Here is a 6,485-nt window from a genome sequence, read left to right on the forward strand (position 1 = left end):
GGCGCGGCGGTCCCGGGCGCAGCGGCGGCCGCCGCCTGGCCGTTGCGCAGCATCACCTCGCGCGCCTCGGCCGGCGTGAGGTGCAGATGCGCGAGCAGCGTGGCGAAGCGCCCGGCATCGGCGCAGGCGATCAGCCGCTCGACCACCGGCGCGATCGCCGCGGCGCGCTTGGCGTGTTCCGCCTCCAGGTCGTCGCCGACATGCCACTCGGCGAGGCGGCGGCGCATGTTCGCCCGGCGCGTGGCGATCTGCCCCGCCACCTGGTCGAGCTTCAGCCGCGGATCGCAGACCGGCGCGAGCCGCTCCACCAGGTAGCTCATCCCGGCGTCGTTCAGCCGGAATACCTCGCTCCAGGCGCGCGCGGGGTCGCGCACGTAGCGCCGCACGTCGGGATGCGCGGCGAACTCGGCGCCCCAGCGCGCGATCTTCTCCTCGACGCCCGGCAGGTAGCGCAGCTCGACGCCGTTCGCGTCGATCTCGGACAGGCTCTGCGACTTGCCCGGGTTGCGCGCGAGCAGGATGTTGTCGAAGGAGCGGCCGGGGTGCCAGTTGTCGAGCCAGCCGTTCGCCTCCTGCAGGGGCTGCAGCAGCGAGGCCTTGATGCGCGCCTCCCAGAGATCGTTCGACGACGCCGCCTCGTCGCGCCCGGGTGTGCGGTTGAAGTGCATGTCCATGCGCGTCAGCACGATGAACAGCGCGGTCTCGACGCGCGCGCGCTCCTCGGGCTTCTCGCCGTGGGTGCGCTCGATCCATTGGCGGATCGACTGACGGATGGTCGCGTCGTAGGGGTTGTTGCTCTCCTTGATGCAGAGCAGGAGCGCGTTGAGCTCGCGTTCGGCGGCGTAGCGCTCGAACAGGTACGCGACCTTGCCGCGCAGGAAGTAGAAGCCGAGCTGCTTCGGGTCGGCCGGGATCTCGTCGGCGTGGTTCTTGCCCGCGCGCTCGCGCGCGCCGGGGAAGTCGAGCAGGTCGGTGCGCTCGAGGATCGGCCAGGGCAGCTCCATCATGGTGATCTGCAGCTCGGCGATCAGCGCCGTGAGCTCGGGCCGGGTGAGCCGCGTGCGCGCGCCGCTCGCGCCGACGATCTCGATCCCGGGCTGCACCGGATCGTGGAGGTGGTCGAGCGTGTCGACCGAGAGCACACTCTCGGTCTTCGGCACCAGCGCCCCGATCGGTGCGAAGGCATCGCGATCGAAGCGCAGCGCGGCGAGCCGCGCAGTCAGCCGCTCGAGCAGGGCGGTGAAGGGCTGGAACCGGTTCCAGAGCAGCGCGTAGAGCTCGATGCGGCGGGCGAGGGGCAGGCGCGGCAGCGCCTCCGCCATGCGGTCCCAGAACACGCCGCGGAAGTCCTGCGCCGTGACGTAGGAGCGGAACTCGTTCTCGAAGTAGTTCTGCAGGTCCCAGACATCCTCGGCGGCAAGCTCGCCATGCTCGCGCGCGGAGGAGGCCTCGCCCTCGGCGCGCGCGAGCACCTCCGCCGCCTCGCCCGGCGCGACCGCGCCCGCGGCCTCCGCGTCCTTGGCGTCGCGGTACCAGGAGTTGGCGAGGATCTTCACGAGGTCGATCTCGGTCAGGAGCCTGAACCGCACCGGGAATCCCTCGGGCCCCTTCTCGCGGCGCATGGTGAAGCGGGTGACCAGCCCCGTCGCCTCCTTCTCGCTCTCGGGGTTGATCTCGGCGAGGAAGCCGCGCGGGCGGTCGAGATCAGCGTAGAGCTCGCGTCCGGGCGGGCGCGCCAGCGTGCTGATCAGGTAGGACTTGCCGGCCTGCGACAGGCCGTAGACGCCGACCGCGACCGGACGCCGCGCGGCGGCGGCGAGCTTGCGCGCCTCCACTGCGGCGAGGCGGAACTCCTTCTCGAGCACCCCGCGCTGCGCGGCGATCCGCCTGGGGAAGGCGCGGAACCAGCCGAGCGCGTCGGTCGCGGCGCGCTCGGTCGCCATGCAGAGGGCCGCAAGTCGCTCGGTCTCGGCGTCGTCGGTCATCCGGTCCTCGTCGCCTGCGCGCCCGCGCTAGCCGGGCAGCGCATCGAGAATGGCGTCGAGCGTGTCGAGCTGCCCGGTGTCGAGCCAGAACGACCCGCCCTCGCCCGGCAGGGTCTGCAGGCGCAGCCGCACGGGCTTGATCAGCGGATTGCCGTTCGCGTCGTACACCTGGTCGTCGACATCGAACAGCGCCGCCGCGTCCGACTGCGCCTCGTCGGGGGGCGTGCGCTTCAGCGTCAGCTTGAGCGGCAGCATCAGCCCGCGCGCTGCCTCGGCGCTCGTGAACTCGATGCAGTAGATCGGGCTCGCCGGCCAGCGCTCGGCACGGAACTGCTTGAAGCCGATGAAGGTTCGGCCCGAGAACGGCAGCGGCCGCTCGGCGACCTCGCCGGGCGCCGCGGCCGCATCGAGATCGAGGGCCGAAAACAGGATGCGGTCGGCGCGGATGCGCCGGTCGGACTCCATCAGCCCGATGTAGCGCGCGGTCGAGCGCATCGCGAACTTCTCGACGAGCGCGAGATTGTCGAGCTGGCCGCCGCGCAGGAGCCGGCACAGCATTGCGCCCACCGCCACGGTGGTCTTCGGGTCGTGGATGCGCCCGCTGGCGTCGGCGTAGGGGTACCAGGCGCTGACGCGGTAGCGGTGCATCGGCTGCACCCGGTTCGGTTCGACCGCGAGCGCCTCCGTCACCGTCTCGACCGCCGCCGGCCAGCGCGCCCCGCGCCCGGTCAGCAGCAGGAGGTCGCAGGCGAAGCGGTGCACGATCTCGGCCAGGGGATCGAGCGCGTCGCGCAGCGTCTGGCGCACGGTCTCATGCACCTGCGCGAAGTCGAGCTCGACCGGAACGTCGAGCACGCGGAAGGAAGCGGCCCCGGCCTCGGCCGCCTTCTGGTCGAGCCAAGCGGCCGCGCGCAGCCCTGCCGGCTCGCGCGACCGGCCGGGTCCGCGCGGCTCGGGATAGTGCGCGCGCAGGCCGCGCGGGTCGCCGCGCGCGGCGATCAGCGCGCCGAGCGTGGTCGTGCCCGGCGCGCCGGGCGCAAGCGGATCCCACGCCTCGTAGGCGGCGAGGACGCCGAGCGCAGCGGGGCCCAGGACGTGGTTCAGCGCCAGCCGGCGCGCCTGGCGCTCGGGCTCGGTGCCGGCGGGGACGCGGAACAGGCCGACCAGGAACTGCTGCGCCCGGCCGTGGCCGAGCCCGGACTCGGCGAGCGCGCGCCTGAGCGCCGGCATGACATGGCGCATCACCACCGTCTCGAGCACGTCGTCGCCGGCGATCCGGAACCCCTCGCGGAACTCCTCGCGCGGGATGATCACCCGGTCGGCGAGGCGGTAGGTGAGGATCGCCAGATCGGTCGTGCCGCCGCCGACATCGATTGAGGCGATGCGCAGGCTCGGCTCGGCCTCGCCGTCGCGGCGCCGCCCGGCGAGCGCGAAATAGGCCGGTGCGTCGCCGCGATAGGCGTGGCTCACCTGGTCGTAGAGGAACACGATCTGGCTCGCCGTCGCCTCGTCGAGCCGCGCCTCGATCTCGAACCGCGCCGCCTCATCGGGCCGGCCGATCAGGTCGTGGAACAGGAATACCGCGGCGCGCGCGCGCTCGCGCACCTTGCGCGTCTCCTCGACCGGCATCGCGGGCGGCAGGGTCAGGATCAGCCGGCGCAGCCGGCGCGGCGCGGCGAGGTCCTGCCGACCGTAGCGCGCGGCGTAGGAGTTCACCTGCTGGCGCGCCTGCATCAGTACCTCGAGCAGGAAGAAGCTGAACAGCGAGGCGCGGCTGAATAGCGGCCTGAGCGCGATGCCCTTGCGCCTGCGGTAGCTGAGCACCGTGCCGTCCTCGGCGACGAAGCGCAGGAAGTGGCCGCGGATCGCCCCCTCGGCGTCGGTCGCCGGGTTGAAGCGCCAGGGCGCCAGCCGCGCCGCCTCGTCCCAGAGATAGCGCTTCGGGCTGGACAGCCCGGTCAGGCCCTCGTTGCCGCGGTTCTGCGCCGACAGCCGCGCGGCCTCGGGGCCGATGCGCACCGGCGAGCCCCACTCGAAGGCTAGGCCGCGGCCGGAATCGAGCGAGAACTCCTCGAAGCCGAAGCCCGCGCGTGCGAACTCGACCCGGCTCTCGAACGGTTCGTCGTGCACCTCCTCGGGCTGCGAGAGGTCGCGCAGCGCGAGCCGGTAGCTGTCGGCCACCGAGGCCGGCCGGCCCGGCGTCTGCTCGATCAGGAAGCCGCAGGAGCGCGAGTTGCCGAGATCGAGCACGAGATCGACGTCGATCACCCCGCCCGACCGCTCCGCCGCGGCGAAGTCGATCAGCCGCACGGGCGGCACCGCGCCGGCCGCCTCGAGGGTCGCGAGCAGGGTGAGATAGGCCGCGAGGTGCCGCGCGCCCGTCTCGCCGTCGCCGGCGGCGGCGCCGTCGCGCTCGCGCCACAGCCGGGCGATCCAGCTGCGCACCCAGCGCCGGTCGAGCCAGAAGGCCATCTCGGACTCGCGCGTGGCCAGCGCGTAGCGCGCAGGTTCGTCGGCCCAGGGCGCGACGAAGCCGGCGCCCGGGCTGCGCGGTGCCGTCGCGGTGTCGAAGGCGAGCACGGCGCGGTGCGTCGCGCCGCTGCGCTCGGGCTCAGCGAGCTTGACGATGCGCAGCCGCGCCCAGTTCTCCGGCCCCCGGCCGAGCTGGCGCCGGCCCGGCTCGCCGTCCACCTCCACCTGCAGGAACGGCACCGGCACCCACTTGCCGAGGAAGGCGGCGAGCGCGGTCTGCTGCGTCATCGCATAGGCGTCCTCGGCCGCGACGAACACGGCGCGGCCGTCGCGCTGGTAGGTGAACCCGTCGCCGTCCTCGCTCGGCGCAAGCCGCTTCAGCGCCGCAACCCCTTCGGCGCGCGGCTCCTCGTGGAAGTCGAGCTTCACGCCCAGCCGGTCGAGCGCGAGCGGCAGGTCGAGGAACTGGATGCCGCTCCCCGGCACGAGCGGCACATCGGCCGAGGGGGAGAGCGGCGGCAGGTCGGGGCTCGGCTTGATCATCGTCGCGCAGGGGCGCCGGCGGGGGCGAGGCCAGCGTGCTCGGGTCGGGGGATGCAGCCGCGCGGCGGGGGGAGGCGCAGCGCTTCGGCGATCATCCGTCCGGCCTCGGCGCCGGACGGGAGCAGCCGCCCGCCGGTCGCCTCGGCGAGGCAGGCGAGCTGGCGGTTGGCGGCAATGTCGACCACCAGAATGGCGAGATCCGGGTCGGCCTCACGCGCGCTTCGCGCCGCCGCGCAAGGATCGGCCCGGCAGGTCTCGACGCCGTCCGTGACGACGATCGCGAAGCCGGGCGTTCCGGCTGGCCGGCCGCGCACCGCCTCGGCCGCCCGCGTGATCGAGTGCGCGAGCGGCGTGCCCGAGGCCCAAGGCTCGAGTCCGTTCAGGGCGGCGACCAGGCGCGACCGGTCGGCATGGGCGAACACGCCGGCGGGCGCGACCGAGCAGGCGGTAGCCTCGGCGCGCGCAGCCTCGAAGCGGCCGAAGCTGAACAGGTGCACGCGCGCCCGGCCGGGCAGCACGTCGAGCGCGGCAAGTGCGGCAGCACGCGCAGCCGCCATGCGCCGCTCGGCCGGCGGTGTGCGGTCCATCTCGGCGATCATGCGGTCGTTGCCGGCGCGCGTGGTCAGGGGATCGCCCGCCTCGGCCCTGATCCGCTCCATCGCCTGTGCCTCGGCGGCGGCATCCATGCTCGCCGGCCACTTCATCGACAGCGAGGTGTCCACCACCAGCGCGACATCGACCGCGTCGACCGGCGCGCAGACCGGGCAGGAGCCCTGGCGGCGCGCGAGCTCGCCCTGGGCGGCGGCGATGCGGCGGCGCAGGTCGCGCTCGATCTCGGCGAGCCGGCCGCGCTCATCGTCGGGCGCCACGCGGCAGATCGCCGCGCGCGCATCGGCCGCCGCGACATAGCCGGACAGGCTGAGCCCGAGCCAGGTCGCAGCCGCGGCGAGCGGCAGCCCGACCGCGAGTGCCGCGGCCGCGAGGGCAGGAATGAACAGGCTGCGGCGCGGCCGCGGTGCGGGTTCGGGCGGGGGCGCGGCCGCGGTCATGGCACGGTGAAGCTCGCCACTTGGCGCGGCTCGGCGGAGCGGGCGGTGCCGCGCACCTCCTCGATCCGCTCGCCCAGCTTGATGCGCACGAGGAACGGCACCGCCGCCGTCCGCCCGTCCGCCTCGCCGAGATTGGAGACCAGCACGCGGTAGGTGCCGGACGGCGCCGCAGCCTCGGGCCAGGTGACGTTCTCGATCGGGTCGCGCACGCGCCGGAGTCCGACATTCATGTCGACATCGAGCTCGCCGCCGCAGGCGCGCGGGTTGGCGTAGCTGATCATCGCCCCGCTCGGGCAGGCGACGTAGAGGTCGAGATCGGCAGTGCTCTCCCAGCGCAGCGTCACCTGCACCGCGCCCCGGCGCGCCCCCTCGCGGGCGAGGCGGCGCTCGGTCTCGTCGTCGCGCGACGCCGGCGGCGGCACGGCCGGCGCCGCCT

The 6,485-nt window shown here is 74.0% G+C and carries 4 protein-coding genes; all 4 read right to left on the reverse strand.

From position 1 onward, the window contains the following. Window positions 1-1,985: virulence factor SrfC family protein (locus FK498_RS16380; RefSeq protein WP_141856420.1), on the reverse strand; the 1,985-nt coding region annotated here is incomplete at its 3' end. Between the two features lie 27 nt (window positions 1,986-2,012). After that, a complete protein-coding gene (locus FK498_RS16385; protein ID WP_141856422.1) occupies window positions 2,013-5,000 on the reverse strand; it encodes a virulence factor SrfB in 2,988 nt (995 codons plus the stop codon). After that, window positions 4,997-6,049: a hypothetical protein gene (locus tag FK498_RS16390; RefSeq protein ID WP_141856425.1), complete on the reverse strand. Its 1,053-nt coding sequence runs from the start codon at window positions 6,047-6,049 to the stop codon at window positions 4,997-4,999. The genes FK498_RS16385 and FK498_RS16390 overlap by 4 nt, the downstream gene beginning before the upstream one ends. Then, the coding region (locus tag FK498_RS16395; protein ID WP_237560977.1) for a hypothetical protein at window positions 6,046-6,485 on the reverse strand (440 nt) is incomplete at its 5' end. The genes FK498_RS16395 and FK498_RS16390, both read right to left, overlap by 4 nt.

It is taken from the genome of Elioraea sp. Yellowstone, from assembly GCF_006704265.1.
Taxonomy (GTDB): Bacteria; Pseudomonadota; Alphaproteobacteria; order Acetobacterales; family Acetobacteraceae; genus Elioraea.

What these genes read in the sequence shown, in the direction of transcription:
- FK498_RS16385 (WP_141856422.1), bottom strand. Translation starts at nt 5,000, where the DNA reads ATGATCAAGCCGAGCCCCGACCTGCCGCCGCTCTCCCCCTCGGCCGAT.
- FK498_RS16390 (WP_141856425.1), bottom strand. Translation starts at nt 6,049, where the DNA reads ATGACCGCGGCCGCGCCCCCGCCCGAACCCGCACCGCGGCCGCGCCGC.